19 protein-coding genes and 1 pseudogene are annotated in these 22,253 nt (G+C 70.1%); 11 read left to right on the top strand and 9 right to left on the bottom strand.

The annotated features are described in order from the left end of the window. The first annotated feature begins 109 nt into the window (after positions 1 to 109). Together ACSUPV_RS00700 and ACSUPV_RS00695 are read left to right on the top strand one after the other, a co-directional pair. A complete protein-coding gene (locus ACSUPV_RS00700; protein WP_436946693.1) occupies positions 110 to 1,075 on the top strand; it encodes an alpha/beta hydrolase family protein in 966 nt (321 codons plus the stop codon). A 204-nt stretch (positions 1,076 to 1,279) separates the two neighbouring features. Next, a complete protein-coding gene (locus tag ACSUPV_RS00695; protein ID WP_031121388.1) occupies positions 1,280 to 1,474 on the top strand; it encodes a hypothetical protein in 195 nt (64 codons plus the stop codon). A gap of 864 nt (positions 1,475 to 2,338) precedes the next feature. Here ACSUPV_RS00695 and ACSUPV_RS00690 read toward each other — a convergent pair. Next, on the bottom strand, positions 2,339 to 3,052 hold the full coding sequence (locus ACSUPV_RS00690; protein WP_382618680.1) for a TetR/AcrR family transcriptional regulator: 714 nt from the start codon (positions 3,050 to 3,052) through the stop codon (positions 2,339 to 2,341). 152 nt (positions 3,053 to 3,204) lie between these two features. On the opposite strand from ACSUPV_RS00690, the gene ACSUPV_RS00685 reads away from it, so the two are divergent. The 3 genes from ACSUPV_RS00685 (at position 3,205) to ACSUPV_RS00675 (ending at position 5,417) form a co-directional block, all read left to right on the top strand. Then, entirely contained in the window at positions 3,205 to 3,879 is a 675-nt protein-coding gene (locus ACSUPV_RS00685) for an SDR family NAD(P)-dependent oxidoreductase (protein WP_436946692.1), read from the top strand. A gap of 51 nt (positions 3,880 to 3,930) precedes the next feature. Next, positions 3,931 to 4,281 (top strand): DUF805 domain-containing protein, encoded by a 351-nt coding sequence (locus ACSUPV_RS00680; RefSeq protein WP_436946691.1) that lies wholly within the window; start codon positions 3,931 to 3,933, stop codon positions 4,279 to 4,281. 737 nt (positions 4,282 to 5,018) lie between these two features. Next, entirely contained in the window at positions 5,019 to 5,417 is a 399-nt protein-coding gene (locus ACSUPV_RS00675; RefSeq protein WP_031121384.1) for a hypothetical protein, read from the top strand. Positions 5,418 to 5,510: 93 nt separating this feature from the next. Here ACSUPV_RS00675 and ACSUPV_RS00670 read toward each other — a convergent pair whose 3' ends face one another. From ACSUPV_RS00670 to ACSUPV_RS00660, 3 genes are all read right to left on the bottom strand, one after another. Further along, a complete protein-coding gene (locus ACSUPV_RS00670; RefSeq protein ID WP_051649460.1) occupies positions 5,511 to 6,134 on the bottom strand; it encodes a hypothetical protein in 624 nt (207 codons plus the stop codon). Beyond that, a complete protein-coding gene (locus ACSUPV_RS00665; protein WP_436946690.1) occupies positions 6,131 to 7,792 on the bottom strand; it encodes a serine/threonine-protein kinase in 1,662 nt (553 codons plus the stop codon). Before ACSUPV_RS00665 ends, ACSUPV_RS00670 begins: the two co-directional genes overlap by 4 nt. Positions 7,793 to 8,152: 360 nt before the next feature. After that, positions 8,153 to 8,758, bottom strand: a complete 606-nt coding sequence (locus ACSUPV_RS00660) for a DUF6817 domain-containing protein (protein ID WP_436949857.1) — start codon at positions 8,756 to 8,758, stop codon at positions 8,153 to 8,155. A 184-nt stretch (positions 8,759 to 8,942) separates the two neighbouring features. On the opposite strand from ACSUPV_RS00660, the gene ACSUPV_RS00655 reads away from it, so the two are divergent. Further along, positions 8,943 to 9,878, top strand: a complete 936-nt coding sequence (locus ACSUPV_RS00655) for a LysR substrate-binding domain-containing protein (protein WP_031121380.1) — start codon at positions 8,943 to 8,945, stop codon at positions 9,876 to 9,878. Positions 9,879 to 10,024: 146 nt separating this feature from the next. Here the strand turns inward: ACSUPV_RS00655 and ACSUPV_RS00650 are convergent, their stop codons facing one another. Both ACSUPV_RS00650 and ACSUPV_RS00645 read right to left on the bottom strand, forming a co-directional pair. Then, positions 10,025 to 11,131, bottom strand: coding sequence for a serine hydrolase domain-containing protein (locus ACSUPV_RS00650; protein WP_436946689.1), 1,107 nt, complete (start codon positions 11,129 to 11,131; stop codon positions 10,025 to 10,027). A gap of 260 nt (positions 11,132 to 11,391) precedes the next feature. After that, positions 11,392 to 12,024, bottom strand: a complete 633-nt coding sequence (locus tag ACSUPV_RS00645) for a TetR/AcrR family transcriptional regulator (RefSeq protein WP_436946688.1) — start codon at positions 12,022 to 12,024, stop codon at positions 11,392 to 11,394. A 334-nt stretch (positions 12,025 to 12,358) separates the two neighbouring features. Between ACSUPV_RS00645 and ACSUPV_RS00640 the strand changes: the two genes are divergently transcribed. The 3 genes from ACSUPV_RS00640 (at position 12,359) to ACSUPV_RS00630 (ending at position 16,598) form a co-directional block, all read left to right on the top strand. Continuing rightward, positions 12,359 to 13,756, top strand: a complete 1,398-nt coding sequence (locus ACSUPV_RS00640; RefSeq protein ID WP_436946687.1) for an MFS transporter — start codon at positions 12,359 to 12,361, stop codon at positions 13,754 to 13,756. After that, positions 13,753 to 14,973 (top strand): FAD-dependent monooxygenase, encoded by a 1,221-nt coding sequence (locus ACSUPV_RS00635; RefSeq protein WP_436946686.1) that lies wholly within the window; start codon positions 13,753 to 13,755, stop codon positions 14,971 to 14,973. Before ACSUPV_RS00640 ends, ACSUPV_RS00635 begins: the two co-directional genes overlap by 4 nt. Before the next feature lie 1,025 nt (positions 14,974 to 15,998). After that, on the top strand, positions 15,999 to 16,598 hold the full coding sequence (locus ACSUPV_RS00630; protein ID WP_436946685.1) for a hypothetical protein: 600 nt from the start codon (positions 15,999 to 16,001) through the stop codon (positions 16,596 to 16,598). A gap of 176 nt (positions 16,599 to 16,774) precedes the next feature. Here the strand turns inward: ACSUPV_RS00630 and yddG are convergent, their stop codons facing one another. Then, positions 16,775 to 17,704: an aromatic amino acid exporter YddG gene (yddG, locus tag ACSUPV_RS00625; protein WP_436946684.1), complete on the bottom strand. Its 930-nt coding sequence runs from the start codon at positions 17,702 to 17,704 to the stop codon at positions 16,775 to 16,777. Between the two features lie 94 nt (positions 17,705 to 17,798). On the opposite strand from yddG, the pseudogene ACSUPV_RS00620 reads away from it, so the two are divergent. Continuing rightward, positions 17,799 to 18,094 (top strand): annotated as a pseudogene (locus ACSUPV_RS00620) (hypothetical protein); the annotation flags it as partial. A 442-nt stretch (positions 18,095 to 18,536) separates the two neighbouring features. Here the strand turns inward: ACSUPV_RS00620 and ACSUPV_RS00615 are convergent. Continuing rightward, positions 18,537 to 20,498, bottom strand: a complete 1,962-nt coding sequence (locus ACSUPV_RS00615) for a DNA/RNA helicase domain-containing protein (RefSeq protein WP_436946683.1) — start codon at positions 20,496 to 20,498, stop codon at positions 18,537 to 18,539. A 155-nt stretch (positions 20,499 to 20,653) separates the two neighbouring features. On the opposite strand from ACSUPV_RS00615, the gene ACSUPV_RS00610 reads away from it, so the two are divergent. After that, positions 20,654 to 21,619, top strand: a complete 966-nt coding sequence (locus ACSUPV_RS00610) for a protein NO VEIN domain-containing protein (RefSeq protein ID WP_436946682.1) — start codon at positions 20,654 to 20,656, stop codon at positions 21,617 to 21,619. Between the two features lie 196 nt (positions 21,620 to 21,815). Here ACSUPV_RS00610 and ACSUPV_RS00605 read toward each other — a convergent pair whose 3' ends face one another. After that, on the bottom strand, positions 21,816 to 22,034 hold the full coding sequence (locus ACSUPV_RS00605; RefSeq protein WP_436946681.1) for a hypothetical protein: 219 nt from the start codon (positions 22,032 to 22,034) through the stop codon (positions 21,816 to 21,818). Between the last annotated feature and the right edge of the window lie 219 nt (positions 22,035 to 22,253).

The following is a 22,253-nucleotide window of genomic DNA, read 5'->3' as shown; positions in this document are numbered from 1 at the left end:
GCGAGACGCTCCTGACTGCCCTCTCCTGCCCTGCGCTGCCCTGTCCTGCCCGTCGCCGGTCGCAGCAGACCAACGGACGGCAGGTGCCACCGAAAGGGAAAACCACATCGTGAGCACATCCACTGCCACCAGCGCCGAGACCCAGGGCACGCCGGTCCCGGTCCTGTCGTTCAGCCCCATAGTTCTCCCCGTGCCCGGACGTCCCGTGGACCTCCAGGTGCGCGTCTCGGCACCCGCGACCGGAATCAAGCTCCCCGTCATCCTCCTCTCCCACGGTCACGGCCCGTCGAACAACCTCTCCTCGCTCAACGGCTACGCACCGCTTGCCCATCTCTGGGCCGCTCACGGATTCGTCGTCGTTCAGCCCACCCACCTCACCTCCCGGACACTGAGTCACCTGGTCGCCGACGCGCCCGGCGCACCGGACTTCTGGCGCTCCCGCGCCGAGGACATGACCCACATCCTCGACCGGCTCGACATGATCGAACGCACCGTGCCGCAGCTCGCGGGACGGATCGACCCCACCAAGGTCGCCGTCGCCGGACACTCGCTCGGCGGCTTCACCGCCGCCCTCCTGCTGGGCGCCGGCGTCAACGACCCCGACACCGGCAGCGTCGTGCACCTGGCCGAGCCCCGGATCAAGGCAGGCGTACTGCTCGCCGCGCCCGGCAGAGGTGGCGAGGTCTTCAACGGGCCCATGGCCGAGCAGTGGCCGATCATCGGGGCCATCGACTTCTCCACCATGACCGCACCCGCGCTGGTCGTCGCCGGCGACAAGGACGATTCCCGGCACTTCACGGACATGGGACCGGACTGGCACGCCGACCCCTACATTCTCGCCCCCGGCCCCAAGACCCTGCTCACCCTGTTCGACGCGGAGCACGGACTTGGCGGTATCGCCGGATACGACGCCGCCGAGACCACGGACGAGAACCAGGAGCGAGTCGCCGCCCTCGCCCGGCTCACGGCGGCCTACCTCCACACCCAGCTCCACCCCGGTGCTCCCACGTGGCCGAACGAACAAAAGACACTCACGACCGGCCCCGACCCGGTGGGACGAGTCGAATCCAAGTAAGCCTCCCACCCCATCGCGGTGACGGTGCCCGCACGATCGGCCGCACGAGGTGAAGTGCCGCCCACACTCCTGCACTGTTCACACCGCAGTCGCCGAGGATGTCCTCGACGCGAGCCGGAGCCGCATCGGCTGCGGTGGCCCCTGGGCCTCAGGCAGTAGTGGGCGTCCGCGCTGAGGCTGAGGCCTGAGAAACGGAGTGGTGCTGTGCCCCTGACTGTGGAGACCGTTGAAGCGGAGCTGGAGGCTGCGAGCCAGGAGGGTGATCCCGCTGCCGACGCGCTCGTGTCCGACCTGATCGACAACAGGGAAGTCGACGGCGTCAACGGCCTGTTCCGCACGATCGGACGCTCAAGCCCGGCATGGTCATCGCGCGTTCGCGGGAAGGGGGCAGCCGCCTGACGACGGCGGGTTCATGTGCCGGGTCGTCGCCGGCGGGGTCGATGAGCAGGACGGTGTCGATGTACTCCTGGGTGAGCCAGACCCGGCCACGTGTCGTGGGGGAGTGCCCCACGGCGAGACCGTGTGCGCCGGACGCGGCACTGCCGAGGCGGTAGCCGGCGGGTTCGCCGAGAGCTCCAATGACGGGGTCCATAGGAATCGTCACTGGTTGGCTGGGTTCGCGCTGGGAGACGAAAACACCCTCACCGCCCGGAAGCGGGATGATTTCATGGCTCTCCATGGCGTACGGCAGCCGATGTTCCGTCAAGGATTGCCTGGAACCTGACGCAGCCGGGTCACGGCCGTGGTGAGATAACGGAGTCGCGACATCCATGCGGAACCCCTGATCCTCTTTCAGGGATGTTCTCCGGCAGATCAGTTATGCGCGGCAACGGCTATGACCAAAGGCTTCTGATCCGCTGACGGCCATCACGTGAGGGCTCCACTCATGTCTGCAAGAGAGCTCCGGATAGTCATACCGGCCAGGGCGTGGGGTGGCGGTCAGGCGCGGCACTCAGACCCATGGCCGCTGGATAGCCGGGCGCACAACGGCGCCACGGGGTCACAGCGGAAAGCATCCGCTTGTCAACCAGGTCATTAAGATGGGTGAGCTGAAAAAGCAGTGAATTCGCTTGCGCCGGTGTGTGGTTCCCGCGCCGATAATTCCCTTCATCCGTACACGGCATGAGGCACATCATGGACCTGGTGCTCCGCTGCCTGCCTCACCATGCGGCCCGGTACATTCGTCTCACCAGATTGTCTATCCTCGGCGAGGACGGCAGCGCAGGGGTGCCGTCAGCGTCGTGGCACCGGCCGACCGGTCGCTCAGTGCTGTTTGCCGGTCGCGGGGGAGTTCATGCCGTGGCTGGCGCGGCGCATGGCCTCGTACAGCGCGGCGTCCTCGGGCGGTTCCGGTAGCGGTCCGCGGACGGGGGCCTGGAAGGACTGGATCATCCACGCCACGAGGCGGCGCCAGGCATCCGGGGCAGCGTCGCCGGTGGCGCTGAGGACGCCGGCGTTGGCCATCAGGAGCAGGACGAGATCCCGGCTGGTGAAGTCCTCGCGCAGCTGCCCGCTGTCCTTGGCGTGGTCGATGAGTTCGAGGAAGCCTTGGTATGCCTGGGCGCGGAGTGCTTCCAGCGGCTGGGCGCCGGGGAAGCTCATGGTCATCATGTCGGCGAAGCCCCGGTCGGCGGCCTGCATCGCGCAGACCTCCTGGATGTAGCCGGTGAAGCCGTCCCACGGGTCCGGGTTGGCCAGGGCCTCGGCGGTGGCCTGCGCGTACGCCTCCATGCGGTCCGCGAAGACCGCGGCGACCAGTTCCTCCTTGGCGGGGAAGTGGCGGAAAATGGTGGCGATCCCCACCCCTGCCTCCCGCGCGACCGAGGCCATGGACGCGTGCAGCCCGTCGCGTCCGAACGCGGTGCGCGCGGCGGCGATGATCCGCCCCCGGTTGCGCTCGGCATCGCTGCGCATGGGCGGGCCTGCGGAGTCGGGTGTGCCGCCGGTGTCGTGGGCGTTCTGGTCCCGGGAGGTCATGCCCATCACACTAACAAACCGGAAAGCCTGATCCGTTTCCTGTGCTACGCTCGAACCCGAACCAGATAGGGCTTTCCGCTTTGAAAACGGATAGCCGTGCCCACATCCATCTCCATCTCCACCTCCATCTCTGTCTCTGAAGGGCCTCTCACATGCCCACCATCGCCATCGTCGGCGCCGGCCCCAAGCTCGGCCGCGCCCTTGCCCGCACCTTCGGCGCCCACGGATTCGACGCCGCACTGATCGCCCGCAACCAGGCCAAGCTCGACACCCTGGCCGAGGATCTGACCGCCGACGGCATCACCGCCGCCGCGTTCCCTGCCGACGTCCTCGACCGCGACGCGCTCACCCAGGCGCTCAAGGACGCCGCCGCGAAGTTCGGCGGCATCGACGTCCTGGAGTACTCCCCGGGGCACGTCGAACTCCCGACGCTGACCATGCCGACCGCGACCGAACCGGCTCACGTGGACGTGGAGATGCACTTCCAGCTGTACGGGGCCATCGCCGCCACCCGGGCGGTACTGCCCGCCATGCGCGAAGCCGGCGCCGGCACCCTGCTCTACACCACCGGCGCCGGCTCCATCGACCCCGTGCCGCAGGTCGGCAACGTCAACGCCGCCGCGGCCGCGCTGCGCAACTGGGCGATCAACCTGCACAAGGAACTCGACGGCACCGGCATCCAGGCCGCCCACGTCGGCATCGACGTCTCGATCGGCACTCCGGCCGTCCCCGGCTTCCCGACGGCCCAGCCCGAGGAGATCGCCCCCGTCTACTGGGACCTGCACTCCACCAAGCGCGACCAGGCCGAACTCGTCTTCAGTCTCTGACCCCACGCCGTCCTTGCTCTGCTTCGTCGGAGCCGGATCGTCGCCGCCGCGGTGCGCGTGTGCCTCACCGCCAAGTACGCAACGTTCTCCGGTCGCGCACGACGCGCGGAGTACTGGTGGTTCTCACTGCTGTACGTGATCGCCGCCGGTGCGGTCCTCGGGCTCAGCTTCACGACCGAGGCCCCGCTGCTGAGCATCCTCCTGCTGCCGTTCGCCGTGCCCATGCTGAGCGTCTCCGTCCGCCGCTTGCACGACACCGGCAAGCCGGGCTGGAGGATGTTCGTCGCCCTGATCCCCGTAGTCGGCCCGATCATGTACCTCGTGGCCATGGCGGCGGACGGCGCCCCGGCCGCCAACCAGTACGGCCCTTCCCCCAAGGTCGTCGGCCAGCCCGCCGGTTGACAGGTGGACGAGGCCGAGGATCACCTCAGGGGCCTTGCCCTCTGCGCCCCGTTCCGCGAGTCGATGCCGTCCTCTCGGCACCGTGAGGGCGGAAAGGACCTCCGCTTCGCAGGCCGCGGATGTCGCCCCGCCTACGCCGTCCGTCTGCTCCGGGTGGGCGCGGCGCGGGGCACGTTGATGGACTTCAGTAACACCCCCCGGAGTCGGTGAAAGTGTGAGAGCCGGGGCGAAACTCGCTCCCGGCTCTCGTGGTCCATCGTCAGTCTCCGGTGCGGCGTCTTCAGCGCGCGAGACCGACCGCTCGGGAGATGACCGCGTCGAAGGCGCGGTCGGGCAGGACCCGGCGCAGCGTGATGAGGGGGCGGGCACCGAAGCCTTTGACCGCCCGGGGAGCGGCTGCTGTCAGGTAGTGGCGTCCTGCCCGGCCTTGCTGCCCAGCACGTAGCGGGCGTGTGCGGTGGAGGTACCCAGGGTCTGCGCGAGTGCCCGCCAAGAAGGCAGCCGCCAAGAAGACCAAGAAGAAGGAGGAGTCGGGGAAGTCCGGGCGCAGGCCTAACCCCCGATGGCGCCGGGCTCGGCGTCCCGGTACGGCGTCGTACCGGACGTCGTCGATGGCGTTTGCCTGGTCAGGGGGACACCCTGACAACTGTCAGGAACCTGCTCGTCCCTCGCTTACCTAGCATGACGAACCAGCCGGACACGCCTGGTGCCGGTCACCCGAGAGGACGCAGATCACGATGACACTTCGACCCCGTCGCGCGGGCGCACTCGTCACCGCGCTGGCCACCGCCGCCGCTGTGCTGGGCCTGGCGACGCCCGCGGACGCCGCGATCCACCGATGCAGCATCTCCGGGGACATGACGAACTGCACGACGGTGACCGGGATCGACCCGGGTTCCTGGCTGCAGATGCGCACCGGTCCCGGATACGGGTACGCCAACGTTCCCCACGGGACACTCCTCAACGGTGACGAGGTCGGCCTCACCTGCTGGACGACCGGCGACGGAGCGGCGGACAACCCCAACTACCGCTACTGGATGCTCATCGACCTAGGGGTCCGGTCGGGCTACGTCAACGACTGGTACCTCAACACCGGTAACCCCAGCGTGTGGCAGCAGCAGATCCGACACTGCTGACCGGCGAATCCCGCCACCGCGTCCATGACGAGGTTCGGGCCACGGCCGAACCAGCGCGGAACGCGTGTCGCACATCTGTAAGTACAGGACGGGCTAAGGGCAGTCGTACGTGAAACGGGTGGTGAGGGTGCGGGGAGCCGGGGAGATGATGCGCAGTTCGACCCGGGCTGCGTGGTGCCCGGTGCCCTGGAAAGTCCACCGCAACTGGAGGCGGGCCCGCGTCTGTCCCCGGACCATCACTTCCTCCAGGACACCCGAGGCCGTGCCGTCGCTGCGCACCCAGCGGTAGGACAGCGTGCCCGGGCGGCCGTTCGTGGTGACGAGGCCGGCGATGCGGGCGGTGCCGTCGCAGCCCAGCACCGCCGGCCGGGCCGTGATGTCCGCCGTACGCACGGCAAGGGGTGGTCCGAGCCGTGGCCAGACGAGGAACGCGAGGACGCACAGCACGACCAGCGCGGGCAGCGTGTGCCTGCGCAGCCGCCGGCCCGAGGGCGCGGGGAACGATGGTGCGGCGGGGAGCGCCGGGTGCGTGCGGTGCGCGGCGGCAGCCGTCACTCCCGGGCCGAAACGCAGCACGGTGCCCTCGACGCGGTCGGGCCGGGTCGGCCGCTCCTCCTGCGCGTCCTGCTCGACGAGGGTTCTGTCCTGCCCGGGCCGCACGACCCAGTGGCTGCCCAGCGCGGTGGCGCTGTAGTCGGCGTCGTCCTGTGTGGTCATCGCAGGTCGCACCGCCTGGTGAGGAGTTGCTGTGAGGCACCGCCGTCGGCGGAGGCGGGGGTGGTGGTGGCCTGCACCGTCCAGTAGCAGCCGAGGTTCTGGAAGGTGTGGTCGACGGTGAGCGTGTACTCGGTGGCGCCGCTCCGCTCGAAGGTCTGGGGTACACCGTCCGGTGTGCCCGGCTGTCCCGCCGTGCCTCCCGTGTGCCAGGTGACGGAGATCGAGACCGGCCCGGTGCCGTCCGTGGTGATGCCGAGGGTCGCCGTGGCGGTCGTGGGGCCCGTCTGCCGGAAGGACGACACCGAGACGTCTTTGACCTTGACGGCGGGGCTGACGGGGTCGGTCGGCGAGGCGGGGGCGGTGGTCGGCGGCTGGGAGGTGGTCTCCCCGTCGGCGGTCGTCCCGTCGCCGGGGGTGGTGCCGCCGCCGGCCGGGGTGCCGGACGCCGGGAGGCCGCCGGTGCCGGTGGTCGCCGCGTCGGGCGGTGACGGGGTGGACGACGGCGAGGGGCCGACCGACGCGGTGGATGTGGCGGACGGCGACGGCGACGGCGACGGCCCCGGGCCGGGACGGGCACCGGTGGTGGCCAGCGCGGCTGCCGCCCCCTGCCCCGCGGTCCCCGGGCTGGAGGGGAGCCCGTGGCTCAGAAGGGCGCCGAGGAGCACGGCTGCGGCGGACACGAGCAGCCCGGCCCGGCCCGGCAGCCACGACCAGGCCCGGCCGCGGCCCGTCGAGGGCTGACGGCCGAGCACCGTGCGCGCCGTGTCCGCGGTGCTCCGTGGCGCCTGCTGGTACGAAGGCAGGAGCAGTGACAGCAGGGCCACCAGCGCGGCGAGCCGACCCCGGCCGCGTTCCTCCCAGTCGGGGCCGTAGGCGCCGACGGCGGCGGCCTCCAGTTCGGTGACGAGATCCTCGGCCCGTGCGGGACGCTCCGCCGGGTCCTTGGCCAGGCCCCGGCGCACCAGGTCCCGCACCGCCTCGGGGGTTTCATCGGCGGGGACGGGCGCGTCGACGTGCTGGAGGGCGAGTTCCGCGAGGTTCTCACCGGCGTACGGCTTGCGGCCCGTCAGGCACTCGAAGAAGGTGGCGGTGGCCGCGTACACGTCGGCGGCAGGTGAGGCGGGAGCGCCGGTCCACTGCTCCGGAGCCATGTAGGAGGGAGTGCCGGCCACACCCGCGCTGCTGCCCGAGTCCACCGCGATGCCGAAGTCGACCAGCTTGGAGGAACCGTTCCGCGCGACGAGGACGTTCTCCGGCTTGTAGTCGCGGTGGACGACGCCGAGGCGGTGCGCGTCGGCCAGGCCGAGCAGCGAACCTTTGAGGACGACGAGCGCGGCCTCGGGGGCGAGCGGGCCCTCGCGCTTCAGCAGCTCCCGCAAGGAGACCCCGTCGACCAGCTCCATCACGATGGCGGCCCCGTCCGGGCTCTCCACGTACTCGTACAGCCCAGCGACGTACGGGCTCTCCAACCCGGCCAGCAGCCGCGCCTCCGCACGGAAGTCGCGCACGAAGCCCGGTCGGGTGCGCAGTGACTCACTGAGGTACTTCACCGCGACCGGGACACCGGTCTCCTCGTGTACGGCCGAGACGACCCGTCCGCTCGCCCCGGCACCGATGTCGAGCGACTCGGTGTATCCGGGCACTTCCCATATGTTCATCGCATCCCCCCGGGGGCCGCCGCTCAGCAGTGGCCGGCCGCACTCGGAGACACATTTTTCGGCCATCGCGGTTGCGTGGCCAGAAAGAAGCGCCGGACGTGCCAGGACTGTGACACAGGCCGGGGCCGGTGGGACCACACCGGGCGGAACCCTCATTCCTTGCCATGACCGTGCGGACCACATCCGTGGTGCGGTTCACTTCGAGCCGGACCTCTCCTACCTGTTCACCGCCCGGCAGTCATGGCTGGCGTCGGGTAACGGCAGGCTGTTTCGAGCGTGCTCAGCGGCACCATCGGCGGTCAGCGGCCTCCGCGAGCGCCCAACGGCAAGCCCCCGCCGCACCCTGCGGACCACCGACGGTCACTGATCACCAGGCCCACCGACCTGACGATGTCCAGCAAGGTCCTGCGCAGGGAAGTCCGAGGCAAGTGTGGCGCGGCAGGCCGACCAAGCGGACTGGCTCAGCAGGGGGCGGAAGCGGGTGAACAGAGCGAGGAGTTCAGCTCCCCATGTCTCGCGGAAGGACGGGTCGATGCGGGCGAGGTCGAGTTCGTTGGCGGCGGACAACTCGGCGAAGTCCCGGCGCTGTTGCGGCTGGAGGATGCCGGACCTGCCGGTGAAACGGTCGTGGAAGGGGGCGTCGGCATCCGCGAGCGTCGGATAGGTGGCCTTCCGGTCGCACGAGGCGTAGAGGTACACCATGGCTTCGGCCTCGGCGCCGATCGCCGCTGTGAGTTCGGCGCGGCGCTCAAGGGACAGCAGCGCCGTGGGGAAGCCGTCGGTGCCGTAGAACGCGTGGCACAGACCCGCGAGCTGGAGGGCGGGGCGGGCGCCCCACCCGGCGAGTTGCTCGCGGACGCGCTCGAGGTGCGCCAGGAGCGTGCCGCCTGGATGAGGGATCTCTGCGGCTCCGAGGTCGTGCAGGAGCGCGATGGCCTGATCGGAAGCGGCAGGGGGAACAGGCAGAACAGGCACGGGCGGGATCCTTCCGTCGCTCGGGTCGGCACCCGTCCGTGCCTTCGCCGGGGTCCGGACCCCACGAAAGCGCCGGACGGGTTGCCGCCTGGGCCCTGCGCTGATCATCGCGGCTTCGCCTTACCTCAGTCAATCCTTTGGTTTTCTCGCAAAACCCAAGCTGTAGCTTGGGTCCATGACTTTGGACGACCTGCGTGTCTTCGTGGCCGTGTGCCGGGCGGGAAGCCTCAGCGCCGTCGCCCGGGAACTGGACCGCACACAGTCGGCGGTGAGCCAGCATGTGAAGCGGCTGGAACGGGAGACCGGAGTGAGTCTCCTGGAACGCCGACCTCGAGGTGTCGTGCCCACCCACGCGGGGCGTGTCCTGTGCGACGCAGCCGCCGATGGCATCGCCGGACTGGATCTGGCCCTGCGGCGCCTGGGCGACCTCGTCAACGGCGACAGCGGCTCTGTGCGCGTCACCACGGGGGGAACGACCGTACGGCACTTCATGTCCGAGGCCATCGTCGCCTTCCGGCGGCAGTACCCGAAGGTGAACCTGGAGTTCCAGACAGAGACCTCCAGCCGTAGCTGCTTCGATGCCCTCGCCAGCGACGACCTGGACCTCGCCTGGGTCACCATCGGCAGCCCGGTGCGCGGCATCGAGCAGCGCCCCGTCGTCGACCTGCCCTGGGTGCTGGCCGTCCGCGCCGACGATCCGCTCGCACGCAGGACTCGGATCGAGGTGGCCGACCTCGCCGGCATCCGTCTCATCCGGCTGCCACAGAACTCCACCTCAGGTGCCCGCCTCGACGCCGCATTCGCGGAACTGGGGATCCGAAGCAGCTCCGACACCAGTGTCGCCGACTGGGACACCGCTCTCCTCCTGGCCGAACTCGGCCTCGGCCACGCCGTCGTACCTGCCCTGCCAGGCCGGCAAGCACCCGGCGACGACGGCCCTCTCCGGCTCATCCCCATCCCTCAACTGCCCCCTCTCCCCGTAGGTTGGGCGGTGCGCCGATGGGACGCCCTCACTCCGCTCGCCCAGGTCTTCGCCGAAACGGTCGCCAGGAACTGCACGGAGAAGGCCGCCGATGCACGCGGAACGTCAGGCAACGCTCACGCCTGCTGATCAGGACGCACGCGCAGATCGGGCCAACGTCCATCTCGACGCCGAACCGGTGAGGAACTGCCACGCGGCGAACCACCGGCCTGCTGCTGCCGATCTCGGCGGTGTGGACGCCGTCAGGGCGTGCCGTGCGGAATCACGCCCATGCTCTACGGGTCACAGAACTCCGCCTCGACGGCCGCGTCCTCCAAACGCTGCTCGCCCCAATCGCCGTTGCGGTTCATGGTCATGACCTGTCGGCCGTCCGCCGAAGCCAGGGCACGGGTCGCGGAGCCGGGGATCATGCCGCCGTGGCCCCAGGCCCAGCAGCCCTCCGCGAGCTTGAAGTGCCGCAGGCCCAGGCCGTAGACGTCCTGCGGACCGCCGTGTCCCTTGTCCCCGTCGACCGGGACGGCGTCGAGCAGCTGCCGCTGCTGGGCGGGCGGCAGCAGGTCACCGGCGAGCAGCCTGGACAGGAACCTGTTGACATCACCGACAGTCGAGATCATTTGCCCCGCGGAGAAGGCGACCGTGGGGCTGAACTCGGTGACGTCACGCACCTTCGCCTGCGGACCGTCCTCGAACAGCGTGGAGTAGTGCCTCGCGTGCGGTGCGGGCAGCTGGGGCGATGTGCCCGGCACACTCGTGCCGCGCAGACCGAGGGGCCGTATGAGGAGGCGCTCGACCGCGTGTGCGTAACTGCGGCCGGTGGCCTTCTCGACGACCATGCCGGCGAGAAGGTAGTTGGTGTCCGAGTAGTCCCACTTGCCGGGGCGGCCGGGCCTGCTGCCCTGCTCCGGCTGGAAGTTGGGCGGGTGGCGGAGGGCGATGTCCACCAGCTCTCGCGGCGACCACCTGAAGTGGCGGTTCCGGTCGAACTCGTCCCCCGCGTAACGGGCGCGGAAGCCCTCGTCCATGTTGTAGTCGAAGATCCCGCTCGTGTGGTTGAGCAGGTGCCGCACGGTGATGTGCCCGGGCCGGTACCCCTTGCCGTGCACCACTCCCGGCAGCCACTTGGCCACGCTGTCGTCCAGCGACAGCCTCCCCTCGGCTTCGAGCTTCAGGAGCACCGTGGCCGTGAAGGTCTTGGTCACGCTGGCGATGCGGAACCTCTCGTGCGTGCCGCGGGGCCTCTCCACGCCGATCTCGCGGACCCCGGCCCGTCCGTCCCGGACGCCGTTCCGGTCGCGCACCTGGGCGATGACGCCAGGGGTGCCCTCCGCGACGATCTCGTCCAGGACGGCCTGGGTCTTTGTGTGCAGCGCTTGGTGCTTCACCGGTAATCGGGGTGGAGGGTGGTCGGGCGGACCGGATGGGGCCGCGGCGAGTGTTCCCAGGACGGCGACGAGGGCGACGAGGAGTAGACAGCGAAGCGTCTGCTGATGGCTCATGAGATCACTTCACCAAGTGACCGGCACTCACACCATCGGGAACCATCCGGAAACGGATCAGGGACCCGACCTAGGGGGCGGCGTCAGACCAGGAGAGGGACGAATCGTGGGCTGACAGCGCACTGTTCTTCCGTGCCGGCCCAGCCCTACACGGCTCGGTATGCCCGGAGAAAGGTCCGCACGCCCTCGACGATGAGCGGCCGGACGCGGGTGTCCTCGGTGGCGTTCGCGGAACCGAGTCTGTCCAGCGCGACGCCGAAGGTCAGCGCGATGAACTGGTCGGCCGCGAGCCGGGCGTCGGGGACGTCGAGCAGCCCGGCCGTGGCGAAGGCGGCGAACCGCTCGGCGATCGCCTCGTCGGGGGTGTCGGCCATGGAGTTGTAGCCCTGGTGCGGCAGGTGGCCGGATTCCGCCCGGACCAGTCGTTGCAGCGTTGCGTACTCCGCCGAGCCGAGCATGTCGGTCGCTATGCGCATCGAGAACGTGACCAGGGCGTCCTCGAGGCCGACGGCCTCGGTGAGGCCGGTGAGAGTGTCGTCGAGGGTGCGCCGGATCGTGGTGATCAGTGACTGGCCGATGTCGTCGACGACTGCTTGCAGCAGCGTCCGCTTGTCGCCGAAGTAGTCGTAGACCGTCCGCTTGGACACCTCGGCCCGGGCGGCGATCGCGTCGACGCTGGACCGGTCGAAGCCGTCGGCGAGGAACAGTTCCCGGGCCGCCGAGAGGATGGCGGCCCGCTTCCGCGCGGAACCCTCGCGCAGTGTCTTCGTGGTCGGCATGGGCACATCCTAACGGTTCTACACTGCACGGTGTAGTGTAGTGACTGGCTCGGCCGGGGCTCACTCGTACACCTGCTCCGCCCGGCGGAGCCGCGCATGCGTCACCTCGGGTACCGCTTCCCCGGGTTCACCCGCCGGACGACTCAGGGGCCTGCCCACCAAGCACCATGCCCACCAAGCACCAAGCACCGAGCACCAAGCCCCAAGCACACCGCGCCCCGCGTGATGGGCCACTGCGGCCGATGGGCCCCTGCGGCCGCGCCGGGCCCGGCAAGGCGGCAGCGCAACGCGTACGGCCGGCCTCACTCGCCCGATCATCACGGAAAGGACGACCATGACCGCAACCCTGGCTCCACCAGTCCGCATCGGGAAGGCCGCTGTCGGCGCCCTCGGCATGCTGGCAGTCGCCACTGGTGCGTTGGAGTCGGTGGTGACGCCGACGCTCCCGCTCCTGCAACGCGAACTGGATATGAGTCCGGCCGAAGGGGCGTTGCTCAGCATCGTGCTCCTCATCACCGGCGCACTCGTCACACCGGTCGCCGGCAAGTTAGGCGACCGCTACGGCGGAAAACGAGTCCTGATACGGCTGATGGCGGTCGTCTCGGCCGGTGGCCTGGTGTCCGCCCTGGCGCCGAACCTGCCCGTGCTGCTGCTCGGCCAGATACTCCAGGGGGCGATGGTGGGCGCGCTGCCCCTGTCGTTCATCGTGGTGCGCAAACACCTCCCCGCGGGAGAGTCGAAGGTGGCCATCGGGGTGGTCAGCGGGCTGTTCGTGGGGGGCGGGATGGCGGGAACGCTGTCGGCCGGACCCGTGGCGGAAGGCCTGTCCCGACACTGGATGTTCGCACTGCCGACGATCGCGGTCATCGGCTCCACCATCCTGCTGAACAGGCTGATGCCGCATGACCCGCCGGGCCGCTCCGACGACGCCGGCGTCGACTGGCCCGGCCTGCTTCTGTTGAGCGGGACGCTGGTCACGCTCATGCTCGTGCTCGCGCTGGCACCCGACATCGGCTCGCAGCCCCTCGTGCTCGGCGCCCTCATCGTGGTCCTGGCCGCTTTCGTGACCGGATGGACGGCCGTCGAGCGACGTGCGGCCTCACCGATGGTCGACCTGCGCATGCTGGTCCGGCCCGCGATCTGGAAGTCCTGTGTGCTGACGTTCGTGATGTGCGTCGGTACTTCGGTAGCGGTCTACCTCGTCCCGCAACTGTTCGCGGTGCCCGCCGGCGCATACGGTTTCGGGGCCGGCGCCACCGAGATCGGCTTCTACCTGCTGCCCGGCGCCGTCGCCGCGTCCCTGGCCGGGCCGATGGCGGGGATCGGGGCGCGGCGTTTCGGCTCGCGTGCCGTTGTCACCGCCGGGATCGTCATCATGGCCGCCGCACTGATCTCGCTGGCAGCCGTGCACACCGAGGTCTGGCACCTCGTCATCGGCAAGATGATGATCTCGCTCGCCAACGGCCTGTGCGTGACGGCGATGGTGACCACCACCGCCATTTCCGTCGAACAGAGTGACACCGGCATCGCCACCAGCCTGGTCCTGGTGACTCGCGTGATCGGCTACGCCGTGGGTGCGCAGGTCGGTGGCGCGCTCCTGACCGCCGCGACCCCTTCAGGGTCGGATGTCCCGGCCGAATCGGCCTTCGTCACCGGCTTCGTCATAGCCGGCGCCGTCACGGCGCTGTCCCTGCTCGTCGCCCGGACCATGGGCAAAGGAGTCAAGGAATGACCCGCACCGATCTGTTGAGGGGTGTCCGTTCGACATCGAGGCGCAAGGTCCTGGTATCCGGGGCTAGCGTGGCGGGGCCCGCCCTCGCGTTCTGGCTGAACCGCTACGGATTCGAGGTCACGGTGGTCGAGAAGGCGGGCGCACTTCGTGGCGGTGGTTACCCCATCGACGTGCGCGGCACCGCACTCGAGGTCGTCCGAAGGATGGGAATCCTGCCGCGACTGCGGGACGCGCACATCGACCTGCGACGGTTGACCTTCCTCGACGAGGACGGCAGCGAGGTGGCCTCGATCGACCCGCACACCGTCACGGGCGGTGTCGCGGGACAGGACCTGGAGGTGCCGCGCGGGGACCTGACCAGCGCTCTCTACACGGCGGTCCGTGACGACGTCGAGTTCATGTTCAACGACTCCATCGACACCCTCGACCAGTCCGGCCACGGGGTCGACGTCACCTTCCGCGGGGGCAGCAGGCGTACGTTCGACATGGTCGTCGGTGCGGACGGCCTGCACTCACGTACTCGCGAGATCCTGTTCGGCCCCGAAGAGCAGTTCCACCGGTACCTCGGCTACTGCTTCGCCGTGTTCACCATGCGCAACACCCTCGGGCTCTCCCACGAGACCCTGATGTGGAACACCCCGGGCAGAGCCGCGGCACTCTACGCCGTAGGGGACAACGACGAAGTGCACGCCTTCCTGAACTTCGCCCACCCGGAACCGCCGTTCGACGCGTTCCGCAACCCGGAAGCCCAACGCGACCTGATCGCCGCGGTGTTCGGCGACGCGGGATGGGAGGTCCCGGGCATGCTTGCCGCCCTGCGCGACGCGGACGACCTGTTCTTCGACGGCGTCAGCCAGATCCGCATGCCCCGCTGGTCGAGCGGCAGGGTCGCGCTGGTGGGCGACGCCGCGTACGCTCCCTCGTTCCTCACCGGACAGGGCACCAGCCTCGCGCTCGTCGGCGCGTACATGCTCGCCGGTTCCCTGGCCGACCGGGAACACGCCGCAGGCTTCGCCGCCTACGAACACCACACCCGTGAGTTCGTGACCGTGAACCAGGACCAGGTCGGCGAGGGCGACGCCACACTCTTCCCCACCACCGCCCGGGCCCTGGAGCAGCGCAACGACATGCTGCGCAATCTCAGCGCCATGCCCTCCGCTGGGGGACGACCGGCCCATTCGGCCCTCACCCTGCCGGCCTTCACGCCCATGACGTGAGCCCGGGCACGCGCACCGATGAGGGGCGTTACCAGCGGTCCGAACCCGACGCTGGCGACGGCGGCCGCGCTGACCGCGGAGCGCCGCGCCGCAGCGCTGGAGAACCCCACTGCTTGGCCGGACGGACCGGCACATGGGCGCGCCTACGCCCTCCCGCGAGATCCGTCCTCGGCGAACGCGGCCGATGCCTCGAGCCCCAGGGTCGGCTGGGGCTCCAGCCCCTGGGCCCGGGCGCCGAGGTAGGGTGCGCCCTGCTGAGCGGTGCCCCCACCGAACTCCAACCACCACGACGACCGAGAGCCGGCCCGGAGGCAAGACCGACCGGTCCACCGGGAACGGCCAGAACGCGGCGCAGCAGCGGCCGTACGACAAGAGCCAGAACGGTGACGAACGGCACAACGAGGGCCAACCGCCGCGGAGTGCCCCGGCCGCAGACGGCCTGGATCGCGACCAGCCCGGACCACACCACGCAGTCCACCACCGCGGCGGTGGCCAGCGCGCTCGATCTCGATCTCGGTCTCGTCGAATTCGATCGCCAGGGTTCCGCCGCGCACCGCGGCCAAGGCCGCGGCGACCGACGGGCAGATCTGGGCCCCGTCGCCTCCTGCGAGCACCGCGGGCAGCGGCATGCAACGCGGCACACGCAGTCCGGCGGCCTCCACCACCGTCTTCATGACCACCTCGTCCCGGACCGGCAGGACGTAGCGCACACGGGGGCGCCGGGGATGCCCCGTGCCTCGCGCACCTGCGCCGCGGAGATCACATCCAGTTCGCATGTGGAGATGACGAGGTCCGGCGCGGGCAGGCCTTCGACGGCCGCGAGGACGTCCGCTGCCGAGTCGCCGGTCTCGGAGCGCTCGACCGCGCAGGGGCCCACCGACTGGCGTAGTGGACGGACGATGCAGGGATGCCGTGCAGGACCAGAACGGGCATGTACATCCGTTCACTTCTCCGCGGAGGCCTGCTGTGAACGATTCAGGGGCTTGGCGTACTGTTCGGCGCAGTGATCAAGGAGAGGAGCTCGCGTGTCAGCTCGCCTTGTCGTGGTGGATCCTGACTTCGAAGCCCAGTACGAGCGGGTGAGAGACCAACTGCTCGTGCCCATGGCCGAGGCGGCGCGGAGCGGCCGGAGCCCCGACGTACTGGTGGAAGCGCCGGCGGCGTTCCGGACCGTCGGTGCATGTCTGGCGGCGGCCGTCGAGAAGGGACCACGTGTCTGGACGCCGAACGGGCGCTGGGAACACGAAGGTCTGAGAATCGTGGACCTGCCCACCTCATCTCTCGATCTGCTCTACTCGGCATTGCGCGAGTTGTCCGGTGCACTCGTGGAGCCCTCTGGTTCCGGACACCCGGCCGGTACGGCCGTGGCGCTCCGCGCGCTCGATGCCACCGGCGAGGGCACCGCGGTGCGTCTCGTCGGCACGATGGCGCGTGTGCTGTCCCTCATGGACCTGGCGCCCGACGCCGACACCGCGGTCCTCACCGTCGCACTCGAAGCCGCTGACGGCCAGGGCGTGCGGCTGACCTACGCGCAGGAAGACGCATGGCAGCGTCTCGCGCACCGGTTGACCATGTTGCTGACCGAGGACGCACCGCTACACCGATTCCTCTACCGCTCGGACTGAAGTGTGATGGCGCTCGCCCGCACCGCCGACGCGAACAGCGAAGAAAGGACGGCCGCGCCGCTGCGCGGGACCGGCCAACGGGCTTTGCAGCGGAGAGGCGAGTGGTTGAGGGGCTGGTTCAGACAAAGTGACCGAGATGGTCCGCCGGGGGCACCTGGCCGGTGGACGCCTGAGACTCAGTCGGTTTCCCGGCTGCGGCGGCGGGCCGTGCGCAGCACCTCCGCCGAGGCCAGCATGGCACCTCCGGTGATCAGCACGCAGGCGACGGCGACGGGCCAGCTCGCGTCGGCTCGTCCCGTCGCGACCAGCAGCCCCGTGGACAGCAGTGGGGCGAAGTACGACAAGGTGCCCAGCAGCCGGATGTCCCCATGCTTCGTGCCGTGGTCCCACACGTAGAAGGCGCCGCCGACCGGCCCCAGCCCGAGCGCGAGCACCGCGGCCCACTGCCACCCCCCGGGCCGCACGGTCGTCTCGAACAGCACATGGCACACGGCTGCGAGCAGGGCCGTGGCCAGGCAGAACAGGGCGACCAGGTCCGTCGGCACCTGCGGATAACGGCGGTTGGCCACGGAGTACGCCGACCACACCAGCGCGCAGACGCCCGCGGCGCCGTATCCCAGCAGGTATTCGCTTCTGAACTGCACTCCCCGCCCGCCGGTAACGAGCAGGACGGTCCCGGCGAGCCCGAGCAGCGCCCCCGCCGTGTGCCACCAGCGCAGCCGCTCGCCGGGCAACAGCGCGGAGAACACCACGATCAGCAGCGGCCACAGGTAGGCGATGAGTCCGGCGTCGACGGCGGGGGCGTTGCGCAGGGCGAGGAAGTAGAAGAAGTGGTAGCCGAACAGGCCGCCGATGCCCAGCGCCCAGGCCCCGGCGGGCAGTCCGCCCAGGGCGGTGCCGTGGCCGCGCAGCACCCGGGGCAGTCCGAGGAGGCCGCCCACCGCGAACGCCATCGCGGTCAGCTGGAAGGGCGGTATCCGTCCGGTCGACGTGGTGAACAGCGCCAGCGACGCCCACAATAGCACGGCCGCGGCGCCCAGGCCGGTCGCCCTGAGCCGACGCGCCTGATCCTCCACGAGCCCTCGCGTCATTCCCCGGTCGGTCACCGGGGCATCGTAAGGATGTGCGTCACACCCATCCGCGCTTTCCGGTCAGGAGGTGGCGTCCACGGGTGGGACGCGCGGACGTAGGAGTTACGCCATGAGTGCCACGGACAAGGTCCTGCTGGGGCCGAGGACCAGTCCAGGGTCCGCGCGGCCATGGCCGCGCTGCTCGGCCCGGACGTGACCCTGCCCGACATCGAGAAACCGGGCGCGACGGGCATCGAGGCGGCAGAACGCGCAGCGCCATGGAGTCCGGTGCCGACACCTTCCGGGTCAAGGAGGCGCCCACCGCCCAACTCGCCGCCGCGGTCCGCAACTACTTGTCCACGGCAATCCAGAACCTGACGGCCCACAACGGGACGGGGCTGTGCGCATCGCACCGAGAAGGGATGGTCTGACCGACGCGGTCGGCCGGCTTCGACGGACGAGCTCAGCCGTCTGCGACCGAGACCGTCCGCCGGCTTGACCGAAGCGATCAAGGGGGGAACCCGGCGGTCCGATGATCCCGGACCAACCGGATGTGCACCGCCCGAGGCCCCCTGCTCGGCGGGCCGAGCCATCAGTCGCTCGGCAATCCCCGCGGCCCAGGCCCGGTGATTGCCGCCAGCCGCTTCAGCTGTCACCGCGCAGTACACGGGTCGCGCCCTGCAACGTCTCCATTCGAGCTGGGGCGGTTCACTGTCTGTCTGCGAGCCGGCGGCGCAAGACGAGGGGCTCGCCGCGGGCGGTCTCCGCGCGGTTCGCAGCTCGGCGATCTGCTCACGGCACTCCTTGCCGACCTGGGCCAGTGGACGGTTCGTGGGCTCCCTCAGCCGCTGCTGTGGGATGAACTGTGTTAGCCGCTGGTGCGCGGGCGGATGAGCTCACCGAGGAGGTGGTGGGTGTCTGGGTCGGTGGCGTGTATGCGGGTGGTGTGGGTGCCGCGGGTGAGGAGGACGCGGTAGGTGTTGAGGGCGTAGGGGAGGTATTGGGCTGGGGTGAGGTGGCGGAGGCTTTCGTCGCGGCTTTGGCCGGGGTGGGCTTGCCAGTGGCCGTCTGTCCAGGTGAGGTCGGGGCCGATGATGACGCCGGCGTGGTGGTATTCGAGGCCTTGGGCGGTGTAGATGCAGCCGATCTGCTGGTGGCCGCCGGTGTGGCTGGCCCAGAGCTGGCTGTGGGGTGCGAGGGGGAATCCGTCGGATGCGGTGAGGGTGGTGGCGGCGTTCCAGGCACCGCGCCAGGTCCGGGGTGGGGCGCCGGGGCTGGGGGAGGGGACGTCGATGGTGATGTCGAGGGGGAGGGCGGTGGCGCCGCGGGCCCTGGTGCGGGTCCAGGGCCAGCAGAAGCCGGCGGTGGTGCGGGCGGTGTGGCCATCGGTGGTGGCCTGTTCGATCCACTGCTGAAGCTGGAAGGGGTCGTCGGCGAGGCCGAGCTCGTACTCGGTGTGTCCGGTCCAGGGGACGGGTGTGCCGTACAGCAGGGCGTCGACCCAGGCGGTGTAGGCGGCTGAGCCGCTGCACCTGAATGATCCGGTGAGTTCCAGGTGGTGGTGGGCGCGGCTCAGTCCCCGGGCAGCCGTGCGGATCTCCTCGACGGTGGTGCCTTCATCGGGGCGGATGATCTGGCGTTCATCGAGGAAGATGACGGCCAGCGGGGCGTGCTCCAGCACGGCGGCCAGGTCGGCCGGCAGGCCGGCGCCCGTGCGTTTGATGCGTTGGGCTTCGTCGATGATGAGCGCGCCTGCCTGCCGGGCGGTGCTGCGCAGGGAGCTGGCCGCGGGGAACAGTTCACGGGCCGCGCCGTGTCCGCGGACGGCGTGGTGGAGGTGGGCGCGCAGCGTACCGGAGGGGGTGATGAAGCGGGGACGGGTGGTGGGGTGCGCGCGCATAAGGCGTCCGAGCAGACGCACGGCGAGAGCGGTCTTGCCGCTGCCCGGGCCGCCGCTCACCGTGATGACCGCGCCCTCGCCTTCATCTTCGGGGGCTGAGTCCTGGCCGAGGGAGGGCAGGTACCGGGCCGCGGCCTGGCGGATCCGTACGAACGCATCCTGCTGGTCTCCCACCAGGGCGAACGTGCTGCTGCCCTCCAGGTCGGCACCGACGTGGTCGAGGAGACGGGTGGAGGGCTGCCAGCGAATCTCCTCGAACTCCTTCACCTGCCCGGCGCTGGGCGCGGCCAGGTCCCCGCAGCGCAGCAGCCGCTCCAATTCCCTGCCGGGCCGCGCCAGGTCCTCGGCGGTCAGGACCGGGACACCGACGTCCTCGCCGGCGCCGGCCGCCAGAGCAGCTCCCTCGGCGGCGGTCGCGTTGTGCAGGGCCACCACCGCGCGCACGTCCAGCACCGGCGCGCTGTCTGGGTGCCAGTGCTGGAAGAAGCTGCGGTAGGCGGCGACTTGGTGGACGGGATGGGCCGTCACCAGGCCGTCGCTGCGCATCACCCGGTCAGTGTCGAGAACGCGGCAGGTCTGCCACTGCTTGAGCTCGATGACCACCAGCCCCAGGGCCCCGCCCGGAGCGGCGCCGACCAGCAGCGCGTCCAGGCGCCGGCCTCCGCCCGGTGTCCCGTACTCGAGGTACACCTGAAGGTCCTTCAGCCCGGCCCGCACCAGTGCCGCGAACAGCGGCGGCCAACTGTTGCGCCAGCTCCGTTCCTCAGCAGCCCCCGGATCCCCGAAGCCGAATGCACGGTGCCGGGCCGCGCACCGGCTCAGAAACGCCGCCTTGTCCAACGCCGCGGCGATGTCACCGACGCGACCGGCAGCCGCACAGGCCACCGGCCCCCACACCGCCCGCTCCTCATACGGGAACTGGTCGGACACGTGCCTTCCCTCGTCTCTGGGCTGCCGGGTCACCCCAACGGCCCGGCCAGGGCTGGGCAGCCACACCCAGCCCCCAACACCCGCGCCACTCCACTGGCAGCCGACCGACAAGAAGCCCTGTCAACCACTCACAAGCATGCTTATGATGCGACTATATGAAGAGTTCGATGTTCGTGATGGTCCATGTGGGCCAGAGCACCGAGTCCCAGCGCAACCTCGAGCACGGCATCGAGACCCTCTCCTGGGGCTTTCCGGATAAGAAGCCCGAATACGATGACGCGCGGCCGGAGTTCGCCCTGCTGGCGACCGGAGCCTCGCCCCGTGTCCAGCTCGAAGACTGGCTGCACAAGACCGCCACCCTCTACCTCTTCCAGGTCCGCGGAGGCTTCTACGAAGGCCAGGCCTGGCACTGGCCCGACGAGGAAGCCGAAAGGCGCCTGAAGTACCCGCAGCGCTTCGGCATCGAGCCCCTGGCCAAGCTGGAGAACGTCCCCCTGGGACCCACTGGACCGCTCACCGAGGCCGGCAGCGACGCCATCCGCCGCTCGGGCACCGACCGAGGCATGGGCAAACTCGTCCAGATGCCCGCCCAGCGCCTGCTGGAACTCGCTGGCATTCCCTTCGACCCCGACCAGCCCGAGGACGTCCCCCTGGACAAGTCACCGGGTTTTATTGCCGAACAGGTCGCAGGCGAGAAGAAGCCCCGGCACCGCCGCCGCGGCGCCGGCTACGTCTCCGACCCCAAGAAGCGCAAAGCCATCGAAGAACACGCCGAACAACTCGCCACTACCCACTACGAAGCACAGGGCTGGACGGTCGAAAAGCTGGGCAAGCCCTACGACCTGCGCTGCACCCGCGGCACCGAGGAACGCCACGTCGAAGTCAAGGGCACCACGGGCGCCGCCACAAGCGTCGAACTCACCGTCAACGAAGTCCTGCACGCCCGCGACAAACACAACACCGTCGACCTCTACGTCGTCAGCGACATCAGGGTCGACACCACCACCGACCCCTACACTGCCAGCGGCGGCACCGTCTCCCACTACACCGGCTGGGAGCCGGCCGACGAAGACCTGCGCCCCCGCAAGTACGAGTACCGGCTCCCCGACCTCACCGCCTGATTCCAGAGCTCCGGACAGGCGGTGGCCGGCTTCCCCTCGGTTGCCGCGGGCACGCTGCCTCGGCAGCGCGGGGACTTGCCGAGCACCTGAGTGCGCTGGCGCTGACCGCCGCTCAACGCGCGCTCATCGAAGCGCACTTCGCAGGCGGTGTGCGCTGGACGCAGCCGTTAGCGTCGAGCAGGCACTCGTCACGCTGCTAGGTGAGCTCGGCGTCGCGGACGAAGATCTGCCGACGTCCCACGACGGACGACTGACGCGGTACCGGTCGGAGCTGGCGGAGCGTGAGCAGGCCGGGAAGCGCGTGCTGGTCGTCGTCGACGGCGCCGCCGAGGTCCGCCACATCCGGGACCTGGTCCCGCCCGGCGGGGACGCGCACCGGTTGCTGGTGACCTCCCGGCACCGGCTCCTCGACCACGACTTCTCCGCCCGAACCCTGTCCCCGACTGAGCTGCCCCGTACCCGCCGAAGCGCTGGTCGCCGTGTGGCTGCGCGAGTCCCTGGGGCACGACCCGCGCCCGACGGCCGAGGCGGCGGCGCTGGCGGGCATCGCCCGGCACTGCGGCGGGCTGCCGCTGGCGCTGACCGTGGCGGCGGCGGTGCTGGTACCGGGACGAGCCCCACTGCCCCCAGGCCC

This window comes from Streptomyces sp. SudanB52_2052, assembly GCF_964272415.1.
GTDB classification, from domain to species: domain Bacteria; phylum Actinomycetota; class Actinomycetes; order Streptomycetales; family Streptomycetaceae; genus Streptomyces; species Streptomyces olindensis.
The sequence above is the reverse complement of the archived record's forward strand: the minus strand, read 5'-3'. Positions and strand labels throughout refer to the sequence as shown.